This window comes from Nonomuraea rubra (assembly GCF_014207985.1).
Classification (GTDB): Bacteria; Actinomycetota; Actinomycetes; order Streptosporangiales; family Streptosporangiaceae; genus Nonomuraea; species Nonomuraea rubra.
The window spans coordinates 1,979,995-2,003,297 of record NZ_JACHMI010000001.1 but is presented as its reverse complement, the minus strand read 5'-3'; the positions used below and the strand labels follow the sequence as shown (position 1 = coordinate 2,003,297).

General features: G+C 66.3%; 18 protein-coding genes and 4 pseudogenes. 11 read left to right on the top strand and 11 right to left on the bottom strand.

The genetic code is table 11. The features are described 5' to 3' along the window. Positions 1 to 3: 3 nt before the first annotated feature. The 6 genes from HD593_RS09290 to HD593_RS09265 form a co-directional block, all read right to left on the bottom strand. Positions 4 to 1,248: a KAP family P-loop NTPase fold protein gene (locus tag HD593_RS09290; protein WP_185101777.1), complete on the bottom strand. Its 1,245-nt coding sequence runs from the start codon at positions 1,246 to 1,248 to the stop codon at positions 4 to 6. 207 nt (positions 1,249 to 1,455) lie between these two features. Then, positions 1,456 to 2,256 (bottom strand): hypothetical protein, encoded by an 801-nt coding sequence (locus HD593_RS09285; protein WP_185101776.1) that lies wholly within the window; start codon positions 2,254 to 2,256, stop codon positions 1,456 to 1,458. A 143-nt stretch (positions 2,257 to 2,399) separates the two neighbouring features. Then, on the bottom strand, positions 2,400 to 4,391 hold the full coding sequence (locus HD593_RS09280) for a hypothetical protein (protein ID WP_185101775.1): 1,992 nt from the start codon (positions 4,389 to 4,391) through the stop codon (positions 2,400 to 2,402). A gap of 26 nt (positions 4,392 to 4,417) precedes the next feature. Further along, on the bottom strand, positions 4,418 to 5,536 hold the full coding sequence (locus HD593_RS09275; RefSeq protein WP_185101774.1) for a 5'-methylthioadenosine/S-adenosylhomocysteine nucleosidase: 1,119 nt from the start codon (positions 5,534 to 5,536) through the stop codon (positions 4,418 to 4,420). Beyond that, positions 5,533 to 6,270 (bottom strand): NUDIX hydrolase, encoded by a 738-nt coding sequence (locus tag HD593_RS09270; protein ID WP_185101773.1) that lies wholly within the window; start codon positions 6,268 to 6,270, stop codon positions 5,533 to 5,535. Before HD593_RS09270 ends, HD593_RS09275 begins: the two co-directional genes overlap by 4 nt. A 213-nt stretch (positions 6,271 to 6,483) precedes the next feature. Further along, entirely contained in the window at positions 6,484 to 7,359 is an 876-nt protein-coding gene (locus HD593_RS09265) for a phosphorothioated DNA-binding restriction endonuclease (RefSeq protein WP_185101772.1), read from the bottom strand. A 63-nt stretch (positions 7,360 to 7,422) separates the two neighbouring features. Here HD593_RS09265 and HD593_RS61230 point away from each other — a divergent pair, with 63 nt between their 5' ends. Genes HD593_RS61230 through HD593_RS61215 form a run of 4 tightly spaced genes read left to right on the top strand, consistent with a single transcriptional unit; the run spans position 7,423 to position 10,526 of the window. Next, a complete protein-coding gene (locus tag HD593_RS61230) occupies positions 7,423 to 7,857 on the top strand; it encodes a hypothetical protein (protein WP_246546421.1) in 435 nt (144 codons plus the stop codon). 47 nt (positions 7,858 to 7,904) lie between these two features. Continuing rightward, positions 7,905 to 8,222, top strand: coding sequence for a phospholipase D-like domain-containing protein (locus HD593_RS61225; protein WP_246546418.1), 318 nt, complete (start codon positions 7,905 to 7,907; stop codon positions 8,220 to 8,222). After that, positions 8,135 to 9,049, top strand: a complete 915-nt coding sequence (locus tag HD593_RS61220) for a DEAD/DEAH box helicase family protein (RefSeq protein ID WP_312903409.1) — start codon at positions 8,135 to 8,137, stop codon at positions 9,047 to 9,049. The genes HD593_RS61225 and HD593_RS61220 overlap by 88 nt, the downstream gene beginning before the upstream one ends. Next, positions 8,946 to 10,526 (top strand): DUF3427 domain-containing protein, encoded by a 1,581-nt coding sequence (locus HD593_RS61215; protein ID WP_312903408.1) that lies wholly within the window; start codon positions 8,946 to 8,948, stop codon positions 10,524 to 10,526. Before HD593_RS61220 ends, HD593_RS61215 begins: the two co-directional genes overlap by 104 nt. Here the strand turns inward: HD593_RS61215 and HD593_RS09255 are convergent. Next, positions 10,514 to 10,873, bottom strand: a complete 360-nt coding sequence (locus tag HD593_RS09255; protein WP_185101771.1) for a hypothetical protein — start codon at positions 10,871 to 10,873, stop codon at positions 10,514 to 10,516. The two genes, HD593_RS61215 and HD593_RS09255, sit on opposite strands and share 13 nt — an antisense overlap. Beyond that, on the bottom strand, positions 10,870 to 12,099 hold the full coding sequence (locus tag HD593_RS09250) for an IS256 family transposase (protein WP_185111738.1): 1,230 nt from the start codon (positions 12,097 to 12,099) through the stop codon (positions 10,870 to 10,872). The genes HD593_RS09255 and HD593_RS09250 overlap by 4 nt, the downstream gene beginning before the upstream one ends. Before the next feature lie 1,143 nt (positions 12,100 to 13,242). Between HD593_RS09250 and HD593_RS09245 the strand changes: the two are divergent. Beyond that, positions 13,243 to 14,019 (top strand): annotated as a pseudogene (locus HD593_RS09245) (IS256 family transposase); the annotation flags it as partial. A gap of 9 nt (positions 14,020 to 14,028) precedes the next feature. Here the strand turns inward: HD593_RS09245 and HD593_RS09240 are convergent. Further along, on the bottom strand, positions 14,029 to 16,128 hold the full coding sequence (locus HD593_RS09240; RefSeq protein WP_185101737.1) for an ISAzo13 family transposase: 2,100 nt from the start codon (positions 16,126 to 16,128) through the stop codon (positions 14,029 to 14,031). 47 nt (positions 16,129 to 16,175) lie between these two features. Between HD593_RS09240 and HD593_RS09235 the strand changes: the two are divergent. The 4 genes and pseudogenes from HD593_RS09235 to HD593_RS09220 form a co-directional block, all read left to right on the top strand. Next, positions 16,176 to 16,655: pseudogene (locus HD593_RS09235) on the top strand (transposase); the annotation flags it as partial. Between the two features lie 146 nt (positions 16,656 to 16,801). Then, positions 16,802 to 17,275 (top strand): hypothetical protein, encoded by a 474-nt coding sequence (locus HD593_RS09230; protein ID WP_185101770.1) that lies wholly within the window; start codon positions 16,802 to 16,804, stop codon positions 17,273 to 17,275. A gap of 476 nt (positions 17,276 to 17,751) precedes the next feature. Further along, positions 17,752 to 19,068, top strand: coding sequence for a hypothetical protein (locus tag HD593_RS09225; RefSeq protein WP_185101769.1), 1,317 nt, complete (start codon positions 17,752 to 17,754; stop codon positions 19,066 to 19,068). Positions 19,069 to 19,287: 219 nt separating this feature from the next. Further along, complete coding sequence (locus tag HD593_RS09220) at positions 19,288 to 19,710, top strand: hypothetical protein (protein WP_185101768.1); 423 nt, start codon at positions 19,288 to 19,290, stop codon at positions 19,708 to 19,710. A gap of 382 nt (positions 19,711 to 20,092) precedes the next feature. Here the strand turns inward: HD593_RS09220 and HD593_RS65545 are convergent. Continuing rightward, a pseudogene (locus tag HD593_RS65545) lies at positions 20,093 to 20,299 on the bottom strand (ScoMcrA-related endonuclease); the annotation flags it as partial. 322 nt (positions 20,300 to 20,621) lie between these two features. Between HD593_RS65545 and HD593_RS64260 the strand changes: the two are divergent. Continuing rightward, positions 20,622 to 21,515, top strand: a pseudogene (locus tag HD593_RS64260) (ABC-three component system protein); the annotation flags it as partial. Between the two features lie 21 nt (positions 21,516 to 21,536). On the opposite strand, the gene HD593_RS09215 reads toward HD593_RS64260, so the two are convergent. Further along, a complete protein-coding gene (locus tag HD593_RS09215) occupies positions 21,537 to 22,319 on the bottom strand; it encodes a transposase family protein (protein WP_185101767.1) in 783 nt (260 codons plus the stop codon). Positions 22,320 to 22,636: 317 nt separating this feature from the next. On the opposite strand from HD593_RS09215, the gene HD593_RS09210 reads away from it, so the two are divergent. Next, on the top strand, positions 22,637 to 23,017 hold the full coding sequence (locus HD593_RS09210; RefSeq protein WP_185101766.1) for an ArsR/SmtB family transcription factor: 381 nt from the start codon (positions 22,637 to 22,639) through the stop codon (positions 23,015 to 23,017). The last annotated feature ends 286 nt before the right edge of the window (positions 23,018 to 23,303 follow it).

Below are 23,303 nucleotides of genomic sequence, written 5' to 3'. Positions count from 1 at the left end.
GTCTCAGCCGCCGATCATCGTCAGGTACACGGACAACTCATCGGCGGACGCGGCGAAGGCGGACTTCGCGAAGAGCAGGGCGAGGAAGTCGTACTTCGTGGTGTAGACGTCGCTCAGCTCCCGCAGACGGTCCGCCTGTTCACCGAATCGATCGTGCCAGTCCGGTGGGTATTTCAGTTTGTGCTGGTGGACCAGTTCGATCGCGTGCAGGAGCGTGGGCAGGCGGGCCACCTCCGCGTACAGGTCCGGGCTCTGTACGCGGAGCACGACGAGGCGGGCGATCAGGTCGGTGTGCAGGTCGGCCAGGCGGGGAGTGGCGTCGATGATCGCCTCGGTGAGGCGGAGCAGGTTCAGTACGCGCTTGATCTTGCGGGGGTTGGGCGTGACCGTCTGCTCCAGGATCGCGACGTGCTGCTGGGCGAGCTTGCCGGGGCCGGACTCGCGGATGAAGCGGCCCACCTCGGCGGGGCCCAGCGGGTAAAGGTGCACCGGCAACTGGATCATCTTGTCCAGATAGTCGTCGCCGATGTGAACCGTGGCGGGGAACTTGAACGCCTCGTATCGCACTGACACTCCGCGATCGACCACGTCCTTGGACAGAGCGATCACGACGAAGACGTTCCGCAGGTCCAGGAAGAGCTTGATGGACTCAAGCAGATCGATGATCTGGTCGGGGCCACATCTGTCGAGGTCGTCCACGAAGAAAACGATCTTCCGGTTCTCCTTGGCCAGGTGGTCGGCCTGCTCCTGCAGGGCCTCGCGCAGGCGGCCGGTCTGGCTGTCGATCTGGCCGCGCATCTCGGCATACTGCTGGGCCAGCTTGCCGATCTTCTCGACGCTGACGGCGCCCAGGTTGAGCTTTTTCAGCAGTTCGTCGGCGGCCAGGTTCATGGTGATGACGCCGAGCTTCTTCACCATCTCGGTGAAGCGGTGCTTGGGATCGGCGGAGACCGTGTTGTGCAGGGCGTTCAGCAGGGGGAGCAGCATCTCGGGCTCGCGGCGGTGCACCCAGGGGTTGAAGTGCACGCGGACGAACTCCTCGGCGTGCCGCTCGGCCAATCGCTGGTCGACCATCTCCAGCAGCGTCGTCTTCCCGCTGCCCCAGTCGCCGTACACGCCGATGGTGAACGGGGTCTGCGTGTCCTGGCTGGTGATGATCGACATCAGCGGATCGACGTATCGGCGGAACTGGAGCAGATCCCGGCGCCAGCTCACCGGCGCGTCAGAGAGCATCGCGATATCCGGCATGTGTCCCCCTTCACTCCGAGCATCCCTCGTGTGGAGTGGGGGGTAAGGGGGGTTATGCAAACGTGATGTCGACGAGCCTGCTCCGCACCTCCTGCACGCTCGGGTTGACCAGGGCCGAGCCGTCGGGGAAGACGACGGTGGGAATCAGCTAGGAGCCGCTGTTCAGCTCGCTGATGTGCTCGATGGCGCCGGGGGTTTCGTTCACGTTCAGCTCGGTGTACGGGATGCCCTCCTGGGAGAGCTGGCCCAATCAGCGCTCTCTTCATCGCCGTACAGAAGACCGGTGAGGTCCTCGCCCAGCGTCCGCAACTCGATGAACTCCCCCGGCTCCAGGACGATGCCGGCGTTGAGAACGTCCAGGTCCTCGGGGCTTTCGCTGACCGCGATGAACCGCTGGTCCTTGATGTAGTGGCGGACGAGATCGAAAACGGGCGGCAGGTTCTCCCGCGGAGGTCCCACGCCCGTACGGAGTTCGAAGGGAACCAGTTCCCCGTGGATCATCCGCCAGCCGGCCTCTTGTGCGAGCAGGAGCTTGCGTTCGTCGAGAAGCATGAAGGCGCGGCTGGCCAGGTTGGAGGTGCCGTGCACCTTGCGGAGATTGTCGAAGAACTCCCTGGCCGTGTCACCGGTGCTGGTCAGCTCGTGCTCGAACACCCTCGTCACGAGCCCGACGGATTCGCCGGTGTTGGTGACGATCACCACGCCCACCTGGACCTTCGTACCGCTAAGGAGGGGTACGGCGGCAAGCGTCCCATCGGAGGCGGCGACGATCCCGGTGCGCGCAAGATGCTTGGCCCATTGCATCTTCTCCGGGGACGGGCGGCGGATCTGGGCGCTTAAATCCTGATTTTCTGCCAATATCTCGGCACGGAGCTGCTCACGCCGCCCGTGTGAGGCCAGAACGGCCACATCGACCCGATCCCTCAGGTGATCGACATACTTTTCGAGCTCCACCCATGGCGCAACCGACAGGATGTCGGCAAGGCTTTGTGCGTCACGCTGTTCCACTGGACCTCCAGCTCCTCCAGTGACGCTGCGCAACCGATCACCACACTCTGTTGCAGAGTAGCCACGAGACCAGCGGAGTGCCAGGTCTTATGAGCACCAGGTCACTGTCGAAGGAAGCCGCACGCACGAGTGCTTGAGCTCGCCTATTCGGGGTCGTCCAAGGCGGCCGAGAGGTTCCCTGTGCGTAGCTCCCGCTGATCGACCCATTTCTTTCCTTCGGCGGCGATCGCTTCCAGGACATGAAGGGTGTGAGGCAGTCCTGCGGCGTCCAGCGACACTTCGGACACCGCTCCGGGGCGCTCTCCCTGCTGTAGTTCTTCCACCCCCGAGTTCACCTCGACACTGATCTCATTGCCGTTGACGAGCGCGAGCTGGAAATCGCGCCCGCCGTCGTCCGACTGCTTGACGCTTACGGACGCGACCGCTTCGAAGCGGTAGTTGAGCCGCTGCCGGTCGTGGAAGGTGCCTTTCAAGAAGTCGAGGGTGACGGTGAACTGGCGCACCCCTTCCTCAGTGACGAGGAAGACCAGGAGCTGGTACTTCTTGTAGCGCCACGGACCTCCACGTAGCCGTGCGCGTTCGCTCCCCCGGGCGGGAGCCTCGATGAAGGCGTGCGCGATGACACCGCTCATGGTCAGCCTGTAATGCCGCAATGCCTCCTCCAGGAGCACCTTGCGGTCGCAGTCCAGCCAGGCTGCCATTTCCTCGTCATCAGGCTTGTCCTCCAGCCTTGCTCGCCACCTCGCCAGCGCCTCCAGATCACCCTGGTACGCCGAGAGGTTCTCAGCCCGGTCGGCGGCGTACCGGCGACGCTCCAGGACGATGCGCAGCCAGGTGCGGGCGCAGAACCACCCGGCGATCAGTAGGAGGAGAATGGTGCCGATCGCAGGCAGAGGCTCGATCGGCACGATGCCGACAGCGGCCCAGCCGCCTGCACCTGCGAGGATGAGCAGTCCGAGTGTCGCCCGCGCTTTCGTCCCGAAGGGAGTGGCAAGCTCCCGGCGGTAGCTCCACAGCGTGCCTTTCCTGCGGCGCGTGGCGGCCTTGCCTGCCCGGTGCCGGATAAGCCAGGCGATCTTCTCGACTCCGACTCGGGTCTCGCCGTAGACCTCCGTGAGCTCGTCGCGCAGGCTCCGGCGTATGCCTTCCGTTTCGGCGTCCCACTGGTCGCGGTCCATGCCGGGAGGAACGTACTTGGCGAAATAGTGGTCGATCCGGTGCTCGGCCTTCTTCGCGAAATTGCCCCGCTGCACCTTCGTCTTGCGTTTCGGGGCCTTCTTGGTGCGGCGGCCGACGCCTACCCGCTCATTCTCTGTTCTGCGTACCCGGTACTCCCTGTCCTTGGCACGGCGGCGTACGACGCGGTGGCGCCAGCGCGCGGTGTCTCGCACGCCGACCGAGGCGCCGGCGAGGCCCAGCACGTAGGCGGCCATCAGAAGCGCGCGGCCGCTCTGCAGGATCAGATAGCCCAGATTGGCTGTCGCCGCGATCAGGACGACCGTCGATACGGCCGCTCGGGCCCAGCATGTCGCCGGTGTATCAGGTCGCTGAGGCTCCCGCAGCAGAGGCCTGGCCGGTAACGGGTGGAAGAACTTCCAGATCCGGTCCTCGCGCCGCTCGGCCATCTGATCCGCCTTGGCCTGAGACAGCGCCCGGTGCCACAGGTGGTCCTCGATGGGGCCGTCGAGGTACAGCTCCAGGTGTTCCAGGATCAGGCTGCGTTGCGGTTCGCGGAGCGCGTCGAGGTCCTTGACCACGACGCGGATGTCGTCCTCCGCCTTGCCCGCCGACTCCAGGAGGCGGTCGATGATGCGCACTCCCTCCCGCCATGGATCCTCGCCCCGCAGCTGCATGGTGGCGTGCCTGTCTCGCAGCTGGCCGGTCTCGTCCTTGGTGAGCTCGTGCCGCGTCCGGCGGCTCACCATGGCGAGCAACCAGTAGAAGTAGACCTCGTTGGTGGTGTAGCCGACCATGGCGTCGTTGATCAGCCGGCGGGCCGGCCCCGGCATGCGGCCCTTCAGAAACGAGACACCCTTGCGAAACGTGGTCTCGGGCGAGTCTCGCGGATCCCTCTCGTAGACGTTGAGGTTGTGCACCGTGCCCGCCTGCACTCCGATGTGGGAGTCCGTGGCCACGTTCTCGACACGGTGCCCTGGCTCTGTCATGACAGGGATTGGGCTAGGGCGATGATGGCGGTGAGCTCTGCCGCCAGCGCGGCCACATCACCGACAAGCCCGCGCAGCTTCTTCAGCGCCAGCGTCAGCGCGTTCCTCCTATCCGGCATCTCGCCTTCCAGAGCCTGGTCGGCCGCGCTGAGCTCCGCCTCCGCCGCCTTGTACGTCGCCTCGTCCAGGTGCCCGTCCGCCCATGCCTGCCACAGCCGGGAGCGGAACCCCACCAGCGCCTCCGGCAGGTCCTCCGGCCGGGACGTCTCAGGAGTGATCCGGACGCCGCCGTGCACGATGCCGGCCTGCACTCCCACGTGCGCGTTCCCCTTGGCGATGTTCCTGTTCGTCTCGGGCATGGCAGAGCTCCTTGTCGTGGATCCTTCGGCGGACAGCTCCTCGGCCAGAGCCGCGGCGAACGTGGCCGCGCTGGCCACGGCGCGCGGCTGCCACTGCTCGCGGTCCGTGGCTTCCTTGGTGCCGTCGGCCCGGTCACTGATACCGCGGATGACGACCACAGGCAGCGCCCGGTTCAGGTGGCCGGCCTGTGCCACTCCGGCGCCTTCCATCTCGATCGCACGTGCGTCGTTGTAGTGCTCGCGAATCCAGTGGGCGTGCTCGGAGAGCCGGGAGTTCAGCACCACCTCCCCCGCGGCGATCGGCCCGAAATGCACCTGCGGCCGAGGGTCGAGGTCCCCGGCCCAGGCGCCGGTGCGGTGCAGGTGCTGGGCGATCTGGTCGGCGACGTGCGAGGTCTCCCAGACTCGGGGACGGCTCTTGAAACCGTCGTCCTGGCTGGTCCCGCCGTGGAACGCGTACACGTGCGTGGCCACCACGACGTCGCCGAGCGCGATGTGCGCGTGCAGCGCGCCGGCCACTCCCACGAAGAGCAGCGCGGCCGGCCGGAACTCGGCAATGGCGCGTTCCGCCAGCACCGCCGCGGAAAGATTGCCCTTGCCGACGTGCGCCAGGACCACCTGGCACCGACCATCCACCAGCCGGCCCACCTCGAAGAGGGTGCCTTGGGAGTGCCGGTGCAGCCGCAGGCCGGCCAGCTTTTCGCGGACCGCCTGGTATTCCAGGTCGAGTGCGGTGAGGATCACAACAGGGCTCACTGCGCCGGCTCCTTTCCGTTCGGCGAGTTTTCGGCGGGGCGGATCATCGGGGGGTACAGGACTTCGCGCGGGCCTGCCCGGAACAGCCGGGCCGGTCGCCCGGTCGCGGCCTTGCGCGCCGAACCGGCAGGGAGGATGAAGCCATCGGTTTTCTTGATCTTCCGGTAGAAGTTCCGGGGATCGAGCGGCATCCCCCACACCGCCTCGTACACGTCCTGAAGATCGGTGATCGTGAACGTCGGCCCGCAGAAGGCCGTGGCGAGTGCGGAGTGTTCGAGCTTGGCGCGGGCACGCTCGACGCCGTCGGTGACGATGCACCGGTGATCGAACGCGAGGTCCAGCTCACCGGAGAGCACCCGGTCGGTGGGCTGCCAAGTGGCGTCGGCGGCATCGGTGCCGGCGGTCGGCTCGGGCAGCCTCGGGGCGATGGCCAGGAAGGCGACGCTCACCACCCGGCCGCGAGGGTCCCGCCCTGGGTCGTCGTAGACACCGAGCTGTTCCAGCCGGAGCGTCCCGACGCTCAGGTCGGTCTCCTCCGCCAGTTCTCGATGAGCCGCGACGAGGAGACTTTCTTGTGAGTGTTGCAGGAAGCCGCCCGGCAGCGCCTGGGCGCCCTTGTACGGCTCGATGCCGCGCTCGACGAGCAGCACGTGGAGGCGGGAATCGCGCAGGGTGAGGATCACCAGGTCAACGGCGAGCAAGATGGCGGGCGGCTCCCATCGATCGTCGCTCATGCGCCCGACTCTAGGTTTTTGTCAAAATGACAAAAAGTAGCGGCGCGGTTAGCTTCGCCATCCCCTCGCATGACGCCTGTCCGCTTGCACAGCATTCCTAGGCGGGCATGCCAGTGACGGTACGCCGCCATTGCGACAATTTGGTGTCAGGCGTCGCGGACGTTCGGCTCGTGAGTCGGCCGACTGCGCGTCCAGATCTCGCAGCCAGTGACCTTAACCTCGGGCGGGCGTGCGGAACACCTGGTGGTTGTGCCAGCCGATGTGGTCCTGCTCGACTTCGTCCAGGCCGGGCTGGGGCTGTCGGGCAGGCCTGCCCGCCAGGGAGAGCACCATGTCCCGGGACGACTGCGAGCGGCCGACGAACCGGGCCGAGACGGCGATGGTGCGCTCCGCGGTCAGTCCGATGACGCCCTTGTCGAACAGTATGTGGTGGATGGCGCACAGGCACAGCCCGTTCGCCACGTCGTCGGGCCCGTCGAAGGCCCACCAGCGCACGTGCGCGGCGTCCAGCCCCACCACCGCCCCGTCCAGCCAGCCGTCGTAGGAGCAGAACGCGCAGCAGTACTCGTACGCCATGAGCACCCGGTCACGGAAACCCCGGTCACGCTGCTTCTTGATCTCCGTGAGGGTTTCCAGCGTCTCCAGGTCCAGGCCGGCCAGCAGGCACAGGTCGGTGTGCAGGGACGGCGCGAAGTTGGCGTCCAGGAGGTAGCGGGCCATCCGCCCCAGCAGGCCGGGCTCCTCCGCCAGCGCGCGGGCCAGATCGGGATGCAGACGGCCGGCGGCCTGGCCGTCGCGCAGGCGGCCCAGCTCCGGGCCCGGGCTGCCGGGGCCATGCCGGGTGTCGACCAGCCAGAGGCCGTCGTTCGTCAGGTGATGGAAGGGGTAGCCGGGGCTGGTGTCACGCGGCGGGCCGTACTCCTTGAGCAGTTTCCTCAGCTCGGCCTCGGCGGCGCTGAACGGGATGGGGCCGTTGCCGTGCCGCTGGAAGTGGCCCAGGGCGTACAGGAGGAGGAGTGGCTTGTGCGGGGCGCGCTCGCCGCCCCTGCTCCAGCGCCGGATCTCGGCCACCCGCTCGATCCAGTCCACGATCGGCCAGTGTAGGGGGATTCCGGCCTGTCGCGGGGGCCGGCCGCGCCCTATAGTCGCCGGGTGAGCGATCTCCAGCCGGGCGTCTATCAGCATCTGGTCACGCGTGAGCTGGATGGCCTGCTGCGTACGGTGTCCGATCGTGATCTGATCGACCGGCGTTCCCTGGACCTCGCCGACTCCCACGAGACCCTCGTCCGGCATCTGGCCGCGCTCACCCGGCGGGCTCTGCGTTCGGTGCGGGGTGAGAACGACGCGGTGCGGCTGGCCCGGCAGGTGGAGATCGTCAATCGGGTCGCCGATCTCCTTGGCGACCTGGTACCCGAGGCCGCCTCCCCCGAGGAGATGGTGGAGGGCCGCGGAAGAGCTGCTTTGGATTGCCAAGGGCCGGGACGCCGGTGGCCAGGTGCGCTTTCCGCCCCGACCGGCGGTCCCCCTCACCGGCAGTGCGCTGCTGGTCAACGGGCGCCGGGCAGCCAGAGATCGGCCATGAGCTGAAGCGAGAGCTGGCCTCCGCCGACCATGTCGACCTGCTGTGCCCGTTCGTGAAGTGGAACGGTGTGCGGGTGCTGGCCGAGGCGATCGAGGAGTTCCTCCAGCGCGGCGGCCGGCTGAGGGTGGTGACCACCACCTACATCGGCGCCACCGACCGCCTGGCCCTGGACCGGCTGGCGGCGATGGGTGTCGAGATCCGCGTCTCCTACGACACCCGGATGACCAGGCTGCATGCGAAGACCTGGCTGTTCCGCCGGGATAACGGGTTGTCCACGGCTACGTGGGCTCGTCCAACCTGTCGCGCACCGCGCTCAGCCACGGACTGGAGTGGAACGTCCGGCTCGCCCAGGCCGAGCAGCCGCACCTGATCGACACATTCGCCGCCACCTTCGACGACTACTGGGGCGATCCGTCGTTCGAGCCCTACGACCCGGCGCACGACGCCGAGCGGCTCGACCGCGCTCTGTCCACCGAGCGGTCGGGCGGCAACGGCCTGGTGCTCGACTTCGCGCACGTGGACGTACGCCCGTATTCCTACCAGCGCGAGATCCTGGACGAGCTCGCCGCCGAGCGGGAGATCCACAACAGGTGGCGCAACCTCGTCGTCATGGCCACCGGCACCGGCAAGGCCGTGGTCGCCGCGCTCGACTACCGCCGGCTGCGGATGGCGGGACAGGCGGAGTCGGTGCTATTCGTAGCCCACCGCAAGGAGATTCTGCGACAGAGCCTGCTGACGTTCCGGCAGGTGCTGCGGGACGAGACGTTCGGCGAGTTGTACGTGGACGGCGCCCGCCCCGAGCATTGGCGGCACGTGTTCGCCTCGATCCAGAGCTTGGACACCAACCCGCTCCCCGAGCCGGACCGCTCTGACATGGTGATCGTGGACGAGTTCCACCACGCCGAGGCCGCCACCTATCGCAAGCTGCTCACCGGAGTGCGGCCCAAGGTGCTCCTGGGCTTGACCGCGACGCCGGAACGCGCCGACGGGCAGGACGTCAAGCACTGGTTCGACGGCCGGATCGCCGCCGAGCTGCGCTTGTGGGAGGCGCTGGAGCGGGGACTACTGGCCCCGTTCCAGTATTTCGGGGTACATGACGGCACCGACCTGCGCCAGATCGGCTGGCGCAGAGGCCAGGGATATGACCTCGGCCGCTCTCGAACGTCTACACCGGCAACGACCGTCGCGCCGCCGTGATTCTCGAGACGCTGCACCGCAAAGTGGGCGATGTGGGACGGATGCGGGCCCTCGGCTTCTGCGTGAGCATCGACCACGCCCGCTTCATGGCCGACCGCTTCACCGGGCCGGACTGCCGTCCGTCGCCGTCACCACGAACAGCTCGCGTGACGAACGGGATCAGGCACTGCGCGACCTGCGGGAACGGAAGATCAACGCGGTGTTCACCGTCGACCTCTTCAACGAAGGCGTCGACGTCCCGGAGATCGACACCGTGCTGTTCCTGCGGCCCACCGACAGCGCCACCGTCTTCCTGCAGCAGTTCGGCCGCGGCCTGCGGCTCGCCGACGACAAGCCGTGCCTGACCGTGCTCGACTTCGTCGGCCACCAGTACAAACAGTTCCGCTTCGACCGCCGCTACCGAGCGCTCACCGGCGCCAGCCGTACCGGCATCGCCAGGGAGATCGAGCACGGCTTCCCGACACTGCCCGCCGGCTGCGTCATCGACGTGGACCGCGACGTACGCCGGCTCGTTCTCGAAAACGTCCGGCAGGCGCTCAACTTGAACTGGCGGGATCTGGCACACGAGCTGCGCGACCTCGGCGACGTCGACCTGCCCACCTTCCTACGGGAGACCGGGCTGGACGTGGAGGATCTGTACCGGGATCGTCAGGGCTGGGCCTCCCTGCGGCACGCCGCAGGCTTCGGCGCCGCTCCGGGTGACAAAGCACTCGGACGGGCCTTCGGCCGGATGTTGCACATCGACGACGTCGAGCGTCTCACCTTCCTGACCGAGCTGCTGGCCGGAAGAGTTCCAGAATCCCCGCGCGAGCTACGCCTGATGGCCATGCTGGACGTGATGTTGTGGGGCGGCACCGGGCCGGTCTCCGAGATGGCGGCCCGGTTCGCCCGCCTCACGGGTGCTCGTGCTGCAGAGCTGAGAGAGCTTGCGGGGGTGCTGCGCTCGGGCCTGCGCCACGTGGCTCCACCGCTGGACGCTGTGGTGCCGCTGCATGTGCACGCCCGCCACAGCAAGAACGAGGTACTGGCTGCTTTCGGTGTCGACAAGCCTGTGCACAAGAGGGAAGGCGTCAGGTACGTTCAAGCGCATCAGGCAGACCTGTTCTTCGCCACGATTGACAAGTCTGAGGGCCGTTACTCTCCCACCACGCTCTACCTCAATCGAGCGATTAGCGAAGAGCTCTTCCTGTGGGAGTCGCAGAGCATGCTGCGGTCGTCGACCCCCACCGCGCGGCGCTACGTGACAGGTGACTCTACGGTTCACCTGTACGTCAGGCGTTCCAAGCGCGAGGGCCCGCGAGGGAGGGAAGGACTCGGCGCTCCGCCATTCACGTACGCAGGGCCTGTGCAGTACGTGAGCCACGAGGGCGAGCGGCTCATCCGGTTCGTCTGGCGCCTGAAGCATGCGCTCCCACCTGAGGTGTTCCACGAGCAATTGTCAATTTCTGTGGATCGGGTGGGTGGTCAGTCTCGGTAGCGGGGGTATCCGCCGTGGTCGGGAAGTTCGTCTTCGTAGTCGCAGGCAGCGACTGCGTCATGGCCTGCCTGCCAGGCGCAGGTGAGGATCTTGGACACCGTCTCGATGACCTGGTGGCTGGGGGCGTTCCCTCTTTCGATCTCCATCTTGATCGGCCAGGTGGGGAAGTCGGTCCCATCGTGGGTGAAGGTGTCGTTGCGCCGGATCTCGATCTCGATGGTGTCGATGCGCAGCAGGCAGCCATCGCGTGTCGCGCCGGTGGCATGGGCGGTCAGCTCGATCGCGGCCTCTTGGCCGGCGCCGCGTAGGTAGAGCCCGCAGTAGTCGTAGCGGCCGGGAGTGGTCATGCGGCGTCTTTGCTCTCGTGACGTTCCAGCAGGACGCCGCGTTCGAAGCGGGCGCCCGCACGGACGAGGGCGACCAGGTGTGGGGCATTGACCGCCCGCCAGCGAGCCTGGGCCGATTCGATGAGCTTGAAGGCCATCGCCAGGCCGGCCGCGCGTGAGCCCGGCCATTTGGTGACCTTGGTGCGGTGACGGACCGTGGCGAAGGTCGACTCGATCGGGTTGGTGGTGCGCAGATGCACCCAAGGCTCGGCGGGGTAGTCGTAGAAGGCGAGCAGCTCATCCAGGTCGTCGGCCACCTTGGCGACGGCCTTGGGATACTTGGCGCCGTAGGCGGCCTGAAAATCGGCCACCGCTGCTTGGGCGTGCTCTTTGTCCTCGGCGTTCCAGATCTGCGCCAGGTGCTTCTTGGCGGCCGGGTGAGCCGACTTCGGCAACGCCCCCAGCACGTTGGCGATTTTGTGAACCCAGCACCTTTGCTCCCTGGCCTGCGGAAATACCTCCCGCAGCGCCGACCAGAAGCCAAGCGCGCCATCGCCGATCGCCAGCACGGGGGCGCGCATCCCGCGCCGCTTACAGTCGCGGAGCAGGTCGGCCCATGACTCGGTGGACTCACGATAGCCATCGGTCAAGGCGACGAGCTCTTTGCGACCGTCCGCGCGCACGCCGATCATCACCAGCAGGCACAGCTTGTGCTCCTCCAGCCGGATGTTGACGTGGATGCCGTCTACCCACAGGTAGACGTAGTCGACGCCGGACAGGTCACGATCAGCGAAGACACGCTGCTCGGCCTTCCACTGTTCGGTGAGCCTGGTGATGGCCGAGGCGGACAGGCCGCTGGCCGAGCCGAGGAACTGCCCCAACGCGGGGGCGAAATCTCCTGACGACAGCCCATGCAGATACAGCAGCGGCAGCACCTCGCTGATCTGCGGCGTCTTGCGAGCCCAGGCGGGCAGGATCGCGGAGGAGAACCGTCTGCGCTCGCCGGTTTCCGCATCGATGCGCTTGTCGTTGACGCGCGGAGCCTTGACCTCGATCGCGCCGGCCGCGGTCAGCAGTTCGCGGGGCTGGTGGTAGCCGCTGCGCATGACCAGGCGACGATCGGCCTCGTCACGCTCGTCGGCGAAAGCGGCGATGTAGGCGTCCGCCTCGGCTTGCAACGCGACGGCGAGCATCTTGCGGGCTCCCTCGCGGACGATCTGATCGATCAGCGAAGCCGACGCGGGCATCGGGCTGTCGTCAGCGGGCGGCTCGGGCACTACGGTGAGCGGCACGGGTGTGCCTTCCCGACCGACGCTGCAACGTCGGCCTTATCTCGAAACCATCATCGGATGATCCGGGAAGGTACACCCCTTCCCGGCAGATCCACAGATTTCGATCATTGCTCCGTTCCAAACGCGAGGAAGGACTCGGCGCTCCGCCATTCACGTACGCAGGGCCTGTGCAGTACGTGAGCCACGAGGGCGAGCGGCCCATCCGGTTTGTCTGGCGCCTGAAGCATGCGCTCCCACCCGAGGTGTTCCACTACGCCAAGGCAACCGCCGGCTGAGCCGACTGCAACAGGAGTACCTCTGTGAAGACACCCGCATCTGAAGAGCGGGACCCCCTTGTAAGGCTCTCGCCCGGGAGCATCGCTTTCACCAGCGTAAACACCCGCCCAGCGATGGACAGCGAGGAGGTCCTTGCTGAGGAGCCGAGGCAGGCCGAGCAACAATCACATATGACCCGTCAGTAGAGAAACCGGACGCCGTTCGACTCGAGCTCTCCTAAAGCGGGTGCCGCAGGTTCGAATCCTGCCGGGGGCACTTACCTAGATCAGCGTTTTCAGCCCCTGACCTGCGGTTTCACAGCCGCAGGTCTTTTGTTTTGTGACCTTGATAGGCAACCAGCGGTGCCCGCATGCAACCGTAAGACCATGATCAGGGGATATGCGCGGGATGATCTTGGAAGCGTTTCCCCAGCTCAGGGGCCTAATTCTCCGCCATCCCGGCCACCGGTACCCGCCACGACCGCCTGCACATTGGCCCAACGCCACCGGTGACCATGCCAAATGCGTGCGCAAACCTGCGCTGCAGGCGCACCTTCGTCTACCAAGTACACGTCCCGCCCCAAGGAGAGCCCTAGCCACCAGAGTACAGGAGGCTACGACCAGACCGCAGGAGAGCCACTGCGAACGCCGCCCCCGCATCCGACTCGCCCCTTCAGCTCTGGGTCAACTGAAGGGCACGTCAACCGGATCACCCTCCTGGATGCCAGGTTGCGTCCGCGGAAGTGGTGTACGAGTTTGACCTGGTCAGCAGGTGTGGCGTCGTGAAATGAGAACGGTCATCGCGTGATCCTTCGTAGCAACGATTCCAAGAAGGAGAACGGCGATGACCGCGGACAACAGTGTGTCGCCTGAGCGGTGGCTGGCGCAGCAGATCGAGACCGGTGACCCGGATCTGTTGCGATCCATGGTGAAGACCATGGCCGAGACGTTGATGTCGGCCGAGGCCGACAGCCTGTGCGGGGCCGCCTACGGGCAGCGCAGCGACGAGCGGACCAACTCCCGTAACGGCTACCGGGCGCGCGAGTGGGACACCCGGGCGGGCACGATCGAGCTGGCGATTCCGAAGCTGCGCTCGGGCTCGTACTACCCGGACTGGCTGCTGGAGCGACGGCGGCGGGCCGAGCAGGCGCTGATCAGCGTGGTGGCCACCAGCTACCTGCTCGGCGTCTCCACCCGGCGGGTGGACAAGCTGGTCGAGCAGCTCGGCATCAAGCACATCTCCAAGAGCCAGGTCTCGCAGATGGCCAAGGTGCTGGATGAGCAGGTCGAAGCCTTCCGCACACGCGCCCTGGACGCCGGCCCGTACACCTTCGTCTGGATCGACGCCTTGACCCAGAAGGTGCGTGAGGGCGGCCGCACGATCAACGTGCACGCGCTGGTGGCCACCGGCGTCAACGCCAACGGCCAGCGCGAGGTGCTCGGCCTGGAGGTCACCTCGGCCGAGGACGGCGCCGGTTGGCTGGCGTTCCTGCGCGGCCTGGTCGCCCGCGGCCTGTCCGGGGTGCAGCTGGTCATCTCCGACGCGCACCGCGGCCTGGTCGAGGCGATCGGCGCCGCCCTGCCGGGCGCGTGCTGGCAGCGCTGCCGCACCCACTGGAGCCGTAAAAAATCAAGGTGTCGATTCTGTGACTGCTGGGTTGTCGTCGTGTGGTGTGAGGGCGTTCAGGAGCGCGTCGGCGCTGGAGTAGCGGGTTGCGGCTCGGGTGACGGTGTAGTCGGTCTCCTCCAGCAGCGGGCGGACCCAGATCTGCGCGTTTCCGATGGTTCGCCGGCTCACCTGAAACAGCTCGGCCACGACTTGCCAGGTGCAGACCTTGCGCATGCCAAGGATGACCGCCAGGACGCGCTCGGCGTCGGTGATCTTCTCCTGGAAGATGCCTCCACGAGCGCTGGCCTGCCGGTCACCGCCGCGCTGGCGATGCTTGCGCTGCTCGGCCTCGGCGGCCTGCCGCAGCGACAGGCGCTCGGTCAGCGCGGCCAGTTCCGGGCGGCTCATCCCGGTCAGTGCCGGATCGGCGAGCAGCGCCAGCCGGTTCGGCCGTGCCGGGACGGTGTTGCTGTCCAGGAAGTCGCGCAGCGCACCGGCGCTGGTGAAGCGCAGCACGGTGGGCTTGATCGTGAGTTTGCGGGCGGCCAGGAGCTTGCCGGTCTCGGTGATCGCCTGACCGATCGGCGGCTGGCTGATCTCGAGCATCTCCGACAGGACGCGCTGGGAGCAGATCTGGCGGAGATAGACAATGGCGATCAGGGTCTTGTCGGCGTCGGTGAGCAGGGGGCGTCCGTGGTTAGCCTTGGCCTGCCGGCGTGGGCCACCACGGATTTCGAAGTTGCGCTGCTCGGCCAGGGCCGCCTGACCCGGAGCCAGGCATGCGGCCAGCTCGTTCAGCTCCTGGCGGCTCATCCCAGTCAGCCGGGGATCGGCCAGAGCATGCAGGCTTTCGGACCGGATGCGCGCCTGGTCATCGCATGGGGACAGGGGCGGGTGGCCGTCTGCCGGGCTGATTGTGTAGTTCCAGGCGCCGCGCTCGGTATGCGGGACGATGGGCAGCATGCTCATCCGCTCGGCCGACACCGACACGCCCAGCGGGTAGGCGTTGGTGTCCAGTTCGGCCGTGACGGTCAGCCCGGTGTGGGTGCGGGTCGCGGCGATGCTGTTGACCACGACCTCGTGGCTGGTCAGCGGCCTGCCGCGCCAGTTCATGGTGATGTGCGAGAACAGCCGGTGCTCTATCTTGTTCCACTTGCTGGTGCTCGGCGGGAAGTGGCAGACGGTCACCGTCAGCCCGGTCTCGGCGGCGAAGCCAGCCAGCTCGGCCTTCCATAACCGGAAGCGATAGCTGTTGGAGCCTCCGCAGTCCGCCGTGATGAGCAGCCGGTTCGCGTTCGGGTAGTCCAGGCTGCCGCGGCCGCGCCACCAGCGCCGGATCGATTCCACCGCGAACGCCGAGGTGTCGTGGTCGATCCCGACGTTCACCCAGCCCGTGTTGCGGGCCATGTCGTAGATTCCGTACGGGATCGCGTGCGGCACGTGCGGACCGGTGAAGAAGAAGCTGTGGTCCTCAACCCGGACCGGGTCGCCCTTGGGCCTCCATTGTCGGCCGGGGTTCGGCAGATCGCCCAGATACTCCTTCTTCTTCGTGTCCACGCTGATCACCGGCTCACCGTCCGCCTGATGAGCCTTGACCTGCTCGTTGATGTAACGAAATTGCGCGTCCCGGTCCGGATGCTGCTTGCCTTCCAGCGTCTTGGCATTGGCCTGCAAACTGAAGCCTTGGTCCTTCAACAGCCGGCCCACCGTCGGAGCCGAGACCGGACGGCCCTGCCGGGTCAGTTCCTGGGCCAGATCACGCAGCGACCTGGTAGTCCAGCGCAGCGGCGAGGCCGGATCCCCGCGCTCATCCGGCTCCACCAGCGCCAGCAGTGCCAGCACCAGATCCGGGTCCTGAGCTTCAGCCGTCTTGCGACCGCCACCACGACGACGGACACGGCCATCCGGCAGCGGATCCTCACCGGCCTCCAGCTCGAACACGCCGGCACGGACCGTCGTTTCGGACACTCTGGCCACTGCCGCCACCGCCCGCACCCCACCATGTCCGAGCAGCCGAGCCTCCTGGCCCATCACCAGACGCCGCTGCCGCTCGTTCAAATGCGGAAACAGCACCCTGAACCGCAAGGAAAGCTGATCGCGGACTTCGTCCGGTATGCCCATACCAGGCCAACGAGTTCAAGATCGAAAAGCAACGCCTTATTTCTTGACGGCTCCACTACCTGCGCAATCTGCTCACCACCGTGCCCAAGTCGGCCCAGCCGTGGGTGGCCACCCTGGTGCGCACCATCTTCGACCAGCCTGCCGCCGAGCAAGTTCGCGCCCAGCACGCCTGGGTCATCGACGCCCTGGAGGCGAAGTATCCGGCCGCATGTGAACATCTGGACGCCGCCCGCGAGGACCTGCTCGCCTTCGCTGCCTTCCCGCGTGAGACCTGGCGGCAGATCTGGTCGAACAATCCGCAGGAACGGTTGAACAAAGAGATCCGCCGCCGCACCGACGTGGTGGGCATCTTCCCCGACCGGCCCTCGATCATCCGGCTGGTCGGCGCGGTGCTGGCCGAACAGACCGACGAATGGACCGAAGCCCGCCGCTACATGGGCCTGGACATCCTCGCCAAAGCCCGCGTCCGGCTGATCACCGGCGACACACCGACCCCAAATCCACTTCCGCACACACTTACCGCTTAACCTGCAGAAACAGGATCACGCGAAGATCGATTCATACACCACGTCCGTGGACGTGGCCGGATGCCAGTAACCAGGTGGGCCCTACGGCCTGGCGGAACGTATCGGCTAGCTGGTTCCGCGATAAACCTGGACAATCGCCTACCGCGATGGGAATCTCCGGCTTCCAACCGGCCTTCCTCGTCGGACTCGAAGCCGTCCGCCAGGCACACGGACCGGCTCTGGCCGCGCTTGCAGGCAGGCGTCTGACGGGGTTCGCACTCGTACGTTTCGCCGAAGATGGGGACTGGTTCGCCGACTGCCCCGTCGTCCTGGACTTCGACGGCATCCAGGCGGAGATCTGCCACTGGAAGTTCGACGAGCTGTCGATCGGGTGGAACACCATCGACACGACGGCCGCGATCAGCGGATGGGAGTACATCGAGCAGACACCGGCATGGTCCAGCACCGACGAGCGGCTCGAACCGTTCGTCGGCCAGGAACTCCACGAGGTCGCCCTGCTCGAATGGCGGCCATCATCACGTCATGACCTGGTGGACGGCACCCTCGCCGTGGAGTTCGTCTTCGATACCGGTCGGTTCGGCGTGATCCTGCTGCACCGCCACAGCGGACGCTCGCCCTGACCCTTTTCAGACACCCTCTATCTGGTCCTTGTGGGCTGGGCCGTTCACGATCTCCCGTCGTCTTGCGGAGCTGTTCGAGGACAGTGCCGATGCGGTCGATATCCCTTTGGATGAGAGCTCTGGGCGGCACATGCGTGCCTTGACCTCCCTCAGCGCCCTAGGGCGCATACGATCACGGGCACGCAACGGCGTCGCAGTAACCTAAGAGACGGAAATTCGAATTACCAGAAAAACGCCTCTCGAAGGCTCAAGCATTGGCGCACAATCGCCTACCTGCACATACAGAGCTTATTCACCAGGATTTTCGGCTCGACACATACCCTGCGTCACGTAGGCTGTCAAGATCTTGTATCGAACCATGACATCAAGCAGGGTATGTGGGCGGTTCTCGAGACCGAGTTCAAAGCCACGGACGGGATTCCTGGCGAGGTCGCCCGCCCGTGGCGCACCTTCGATGCAGCAGGGAGTCTAACCTCATGTCCGCACGACAAGCATTACGGGCTGCCTTGGGCGGCGTCTTAACCATCGTCACCATGGCTGCCGGCGCAACGCCGTCCGTCGCAACCGTGGAGCCGGAGCACCGGCTCAGCAGCGTACAGCAGCCCAACAAAGCTTTGGCGGAGCAAGCAACAGAGGCACTCCGCGCAGGACAAAGCAGCAGCTCCTTGGTGGCCGGAGCGCTGTACGACCCGGAAGGCCAGCCGCTGGCAGACACGCCGCTGCGGATCGACCTGGAACCGGCCGCCTCTGTCATCGCAGCGGCCGGCACCGCGGTCGGGCTGGAATACATCAAGGTCAGCGAGACTCACACCGCCGCGGACGGAACCTTCTCCTTCACCGCACCCTCTTTCGACGACCTTCGGGGATACGCCGACGAACACGGCGTGGTGTCAGCCCTTATCACCTCGTCCGGTGGGCAGGACAGCGTCTGGCGGCGCATCTACCTGAAGGCGCCCGCTGCGTCGAAGGGCCGGTGGATGCTCGCCGAACCCACTCCGGCACGCAGGTCGGTGTCGGAGGAGCTACGCAAGATAGACGGCTCCCGAACCGCCGCCGAGGTCACCGTAGACCATTTCCCCGAAGACGCGTCCTCCCTTCGCCTGCTGGGCTACCCATCCGGCTCATCGGGGCAGACCACTCAGTCAATTCCCAATCCCGCTCAATACTGCAACAGCAACGAAGGCTATTACTTCGCCATGTCCGACCTGCCTATCAAGCGCAGCCTGGTCACCGTACGGGCACACGCGACAGGTCCGAACACCACCGCTACCTACGCCTGGAGCACCACCAACACGACACAGATCGAAGCAGCGGCCAACATTGCCGCCGGTGGAGCGCTGGCCAAAGCGGGCTTCACCAACGTGCAGAGCAATTCCGCCGGAATCAACTTCGAGATCGGCCACTACCGGCCCGCACACTTCCAAGCGGAATTCGAATTCCGCACCTGGGATCTGTGGTGTGAGCACCACATCACCCTGGAGAAGAGGCTCTCCGGAAAGTACGAGTGGCGACCGTACCGGTTCACCGGTGGCAACGACATCATTCCCGGCGGAGGCAATCAGGGCGTGTGCCCGGACCCTGACACCGTCGTCCCCATCTCCTCCCCGACCTGGGTCGCCCGGGACACCACATGGACCCGTTACGGCGGCGTCGATTTCAGCACGGTGAAACTCGACTCCAGGACGACGAACGGCGAGAGTTGGAAACTGACCGTGACACCTGTCCGATCAGCGCACATCTGCGGGCTGGAAGACGTTCCCGTCTATGCGTCATACGTCATGGAGCAGTACTAGGTGACCCCGATGCCTCAACGGCCCGGCCCGCGCACCCGTGTGCGGGCCGTCGGCCTCTTCCTCTGCCTGCCCCTCGCGGCGTGTACGAGCGCACCCGGTCCTGCGTCTGTCGCCACCCCTGGCGACGACGGACGGGTGGATGCCTCCCGCCGGGTCGGCCAGGGACCACTGAAATCGGCCCCTCCCACGGGGTACGCACTGCGCTACGACCGAGGAACGGTGTTCACCGACGGCTGGGTGGTGCTCTACAACTTCGGCGACGCACCGGTCACCATCACCCGGGTCACGACCGTCCTCGAGGGGAACGGGCTGCGCCAAGTCGGTGCCCGGATCGCGGGATACGCGCGCAAATACACCATGCAGCAGGCGTTGACCGGCTTTCCGCCGCGCACAGAGGGTCTGGGCCCGCTTTCCCCGGCCGAGGGTTACGTGCTGCCCGCCGAGCAGGGCCGCCCTCGCAAGAAGGGACACGAACTGCTGATCGGGCTGCGCGTCACCCAAGCCACCGGCCGAACCAGTCGCACGCACGTGGAGGTCGCATACACCTACAAGGGCCACACTTACACCGACCGATGGGTGAACACCATCGCTGTATGCAGCCCACGGCACGGCCCAGACTGCCCACAGCAATACGTCCAATGATCCATCCCACACGAGCACCTTCATACGGACCATCAACGCCTCACAGCGCGCGTCTCGCCGGCGACATACTTTGCCGCCCGGCGTAGGATGTCGCGCTCCAGCTCCAGCTCCCGGATCCGGGCGTTGAACTGCTTGCTCTCCTCTTCCAGCACGTCGTCGGACGATAGCCGACCCCGCACCGGCCGCTTGACCAGGACCGTCTTTCTTGGCCTCTGCCGTTCCGTTCGCGCGGGCCTCCTTCACCCGCACGCGCAGGGTCTTGCGGTTGATGCCCAAGTCCCGGCGTCCGGCTCGGTGTGCCGCTCGGCCGAGGGCCCACATGGGGTGAGCGCATCGTGACGCTTGGGGCGGCCGTTCGAGACGGCGGTGTCGAGGTCGCTGATCATCTGCAGGAGCGCCTCGGCAGGTGATGCGTCTTGGTATGGGCGGACCAGGAAACCGAGGTGGCCGAGGACCCTGCCGACCATGCGGCCCCTCCGGAGAACTCCGTTGCGCGAAGCGCGTGCCCGTTGACGCCGCAAAGAGCCACGCCGGCGATCGCCTTGGAGCCGTAGCGGCGTCCGTTGTGGATGATGAAGTAGGGGTGGCTTGGAGCGCTGCCCGTAACGAGGGGCCGCCGCTCACGAACGGCGGACGCAGGCGAGTCGCCCCGTGTTCAGGTGCGGCACAGCAGAAGAGTTGTCCGGATCGTCGTAGCGGCCGATGCGCTGGCTCCTACCAGGTCGCTTTCTGTTTGCCGGGGGACGAGGCGATGGTGCCCGGCCCGGAGGGTCACACACGCACGAAGCCATATAGCCGCAAAGGGGTCATCGGGCCTGTTCGGCATTGGAACTCGATGACGTTCGAGCCGGAATGGGGCTACTCTCCTTAAGGTCAGGAGTGTCCGCCGGTTCGCGAGCCGCGCCAAGGGTATGTCGATGGAGGAGTGCGTGGAGATTTGGGAGCGCTCGTCGATCAGGTTCATGCTCAACTCGAAACTCGATGAGCTTCATGGCGAAGCGTTCGAGGAGTTCTTCCATCGAGTTATGAGCACATCAGATCCGAGCTTTCTCAACGTTCGTACCGCTGGCCGACTTGGCGACCAGGGCGCCGACGGTCTTCTCCTCTGTGGCAGCAAGCTCTACGCGTGTTACGCGCCGCAGACGGTGGTGCCGAGACATATCTCGGATAAATTCGAAGACGATCTGAGCAAGGCCATCAAGAAGCGCGCGGAGGAGTTCAGTACATTCGTCTTCGTCCACAACGACCGGAGGGGCCTCCACCCGCAGGTGGCGAGCCTGCTCGCTGCGGCGCGGAACGACCATCCGCAGCTGGCCTTCGAGAACTTCGGGCGTAACCACTTCTACACACAGTTCTGCAGGATGGAGAAGTGGCAGGTCGAAGACTTTCTAGGCCCGTTTCCGGCGCAGTCGGTGGTTGTCGGCGTTGTGCTGGAGGAACTAGTTCCCTTGCTGGATCATCTCGCACAGTATCGCCGTCCACTCGAAGACCTGCCGCCCCTCCCCCGGCCACCGCTGACGAAGATGGACTACAACGGGTTCTCCTGGGACGTGAGGCATCGCATGCGGCTTGCCCTGCCATATGTCAGCCACGTGGAGGACTACTACCGCGGGCGGCGAGACCCCAACGAGCGAGACGAGGTCGCGGCGGGCTTTCGCGCGCACTACGAGATGATCATCGAGACCCTGGGCCCTGCGGACGACATCCTGTGGGAGCTGGAACGACACATCCTCGGCAACGCCTCGCAACGATCCCCTATGGAGCTGAACGCACTCGTCGTCCTGATGTACTTCTTCGGAGAGTGTGACATCTTCAAGGAGCGCTTTTCATCCTGCGTAGCGGCCCTCTTCGATGAGTTGCAGGACGAGGATGGCCTGCACGATGGTGGTGGCGCGGTGCGGGCAGCAGCGCAGGCGGGTCAGGACTTTCCAGGTCTTCAAGGTGGCGACGGCGCGTTCGCCGCAGGCGCGGATGCGGGCGTGTGCGCGGTTGACCGAGCGCTGATGGCGTGACAGCGGTGGCCGCAGTCGATGGCCTTTGAACGGCGTGCGGATGCTGCCGCCTGCGCCTTGGTATCCCTTGTCGGCGAAGGTCTGTACGCCTGTGGTGGTCAGCGCGTCGATCAGGCCGGTGGCGCGTGCCGCGGTCAAGTCATGCGTGGCGCCGGGCATCGCAGGTGAGGCCCAGACGAGGCGGCCGGCCGGATCGGCCAGGACCTGCACGTTCACGCCGTGGCATCGGTGTTTGCCGGAGTAGTACGGCCGTTCGTCGGCCAGCCGGTCGATCGGGATCAGGGTGCCGTCCAGGATGGCGTAGGCCAGCCGGCCGGCGCGTAAGGCGGCGGCGTGCACATCGTCGGCGAGCATGGCGAGCAGGTCGGTCGCCTCACGGACGTAGCGCCAGGCGGTGCTGGTGCCGATGGCGAAGCCCGAGGCCAGACGCGCGTAGGTGTCGCCGTTGCGCAGATGGGCGAGCACGAGCAGGGCTTGCCGGGATGGGTCCAGGCGCCGCCACCGGCAGCGGCGCTCGGCACGCCGGGCGCGGATCAGTTCGGCCAGCCGGATCAGGGTGTGATTGGACAGCGGAATCGCGGCAGGGTAAGACAGCAACGAGGCTCTCCGGTAGAGGCATCGGATCTTGGTCGACTGCTGTCTTACCGAGAGCCTCTTCTCATGCCAACCCGTCCTCGCGCCGCCCCCGCTGACCAGCGCGATCAGGTTGGAAAAGCCTCACTGTAGTTCTACCGCGACGCCCTCCGGAGCCGCCGCCCCTCACCGCGACCGCCACCGGCATGCTCCGCCAGGCGCAAGAGGAGGACAACGGAGGACAACCTCGGAACGGTGGGCTACGTCGGAGCCGCACGGCTGGCCGCCAGCGAGACTCTGTGGGACAGACAGCACTCTCTCGCCGAACTGCTGTCTGCCGAGTGGGCCCGGTGGCCGGCATCCTGGAGTCCCTGGGCAGCCGGCCGAAACTGGCCCCGCTCACCACGCTCGTACGACGGGGCCGGTGCACCACCACCGACGTCCTGGAGTCCCTCGGCGGCGAGCAGACCGGCGGCCAGTTCTACCATCACCTGCGCCCACTGCACAGCGCCAGGCTGATCACACAACGGCGGTGCGGCGAGTACGAGCTGGCGCCGCAGGTCATGATCCAAGTCCTCACCATCCTCGCCGCCGACTTGGACCTGGCCAACGACTCCCCACTCGGCCCACCCACCGATCCCCCCAACTCGGAACGACCAAGCAGGCACGGCGGTCCCCACCAGGTGGACGTCGGCAATGACGGTCTTGAACCGGCTACATGAGTCTTCGGCCATACACGACGGACAGCACCGGACTCGCCGATCCCCGCTCTGAATACACCCCTGGGGCCCATCCGGTCTGCCCGAACTTGCAATCAATCGAGATGTTCATCCGAACAGGTCCGGATGGAGTGCCGAACCCACCGTTGGCGGATTGTGCTTGAGGGCGAAGCGCCGTGCACCCAGCCGTGCGAAAGTCTGGAGCGAACGTCATGGATCTCCTGCTCGCCCTTCTTCCTCTGGCCGTGGCCACTCTCAACCTGGTCGCTGCTCTCATCGCCGCCCGGCG